Source organism: Rothia nasisuis (assembly GCF_928381405.1).
In the GTDB taxonomy this organism is placed as follows: domain Bacteria; phylum Actinomycetota; class Actinomycetes; order Actinomycetales; family Micrococcaceae; genus Rothia; species Rothia nasisuis.
In genome coordinates this window covers 1-1,436 of the sequence record NZ_CAKMSB010000030.1, presented here as the reverse complement: position 1 = coordinate 1,436, position 1,436 = coordinate 1, and the positions used below count along the sequence as shown (strand labels likewise).

Genomic DNA, 1,436 nt, shown 5'->3' with positions numbered 1-1,436 from the left:
GGTAGGGAAACCGGCAGGTCAGCGGTGTTCTCACGGGTCAGCCACAGAGCATGCAACTCCGCACGGTTCCAACCCTCACCGCAGCGGGGGAAGATCAGGTGCTGGCCGTCCTCTTTGACCCAGGTCGCCTTCTCGTTGCTGAGTATGAGACGCATATCCAGTGGGGAGGACCAGCCGGTACCGAAGACGCCAGCCTCACTATTGAGGGAGTTATACATGCGAGTCAAAGCCAGGGTGGAACAAGCCCCGGTGAAAGCGAGGTCAGTTTCAGGTTCAATAAAGTTACCGGTTGCAGCATTGACCGGGTCACCGATATAACCGGCCGATGATTCCGAGCCGCGGATGGTAGGCGATTGAATATCGATAGCCGCGCGAGCCAGAGAGGAGGCGCTGCCTACCGATGCTTCCATAGCCGAATAGGGCACGGTGGCTAGAGCATTGGGGTCCCCGGTGATAGCCTCGAATTCGTCAGCGATTTTGCCCAGCCATTCTGTCTCGGTGGTGTTAGCGTCCAACCAGTTCTTCAACTGGGTTGGGATGTCCCCAGCGTCCACCGGCGCCCAGGAACAGTCAGTAGCGTAAGCGTCTAAGGCATCGGTCATTTCCCCGGGGTAATTCTCTAGATCCTGATCAAGCCCCTTCAGTTTTTGCACCCCATCACGAATCTGGGAGGGGATACCCGAAACCGTGCTTTCGGTCCCTGCCGGACCACCGGGTGTGTTCTTGGAGGCCGTTGAGGGGGTAGCTACCGCTGGGAGGGAGGGAGCCGCAGGCACTTCAGGCTCCTCACCAAAACCTAACGCAGTGGCTATGGCGTCACCGAACTGCTGGAACGCATTTTTCTCTGCATCAGCTTTGGCCTCTTCGTAGGCTTCAATAGCCCGGTCCATGAGGTAGCCCACCTCACGCATGGCATGGGACAGTTTGTTAATATCGCCTGGCACGTGGGTGGTGTTCTCTTCATAGACCGTGGCGTAAGGACCCCTGAATTCCTCCATGATGGTGGTTGCAGCGGCCGAGCGGGATCTAGCCTGCTCGTCCAGAGCATCAGCTACCTTGTTGAAAGTGGTTCGGACGGTGCTGGCGGTGGCGGGATTAAAAGGGATCTCAGGGGTGCTCATGGGGTGCGGCGTCCTTTAGGCAGAATTACTGTTGGGTGACGGGGCAAGGGTGGGTCTAGAAAGAATGCAAGGGAACACAGGGGTGTATAGTTCCTGTGTTCCCTTGCAGGGTGGTGGGGGTTCTTAGGAGCCGCCGCCGGCGGTGAAGATGTCCTGAGCGATTTTCTGTAGTTGCTGCTGTAGTTCTTCCAGTTCGGTCTTGGCCTTATCGAGGGCGGTCTTGGTTTCGGGCCAGGTTGAGCCACGGAACTGCTGGGCTAGGGGGCCGTCCCAGTTGTTGGGGTCTGAGAGTAGCTGGCCTTGGCTGTCAAGGGC

Annotated in this window: 2 protein-coding genes; both read right to left on the bottom strand. The window is 58.0% G+C overall.

Translation table 11 applies throughout. From position 1 onward, the window contains the following. Positions 1–1,121 (bottom strand): DUF6531 domain-containing protein (locus L6966_RS11890; RefSeq protein WP_237233457.1); only part of this gene is annotated, 1,121 nt, incomplete at its 3' end. A 123-nt stretch (positions 1,122–1,244) separates the two neighbouring features. Further along, the coding region (locus tag L6966_RS11885) for a pyrophosphorylase (RefSeq protein WP_237233456.1) at positions 1,245–1,436 on the bottom strand (192 nt) is incomplete at its 5' end.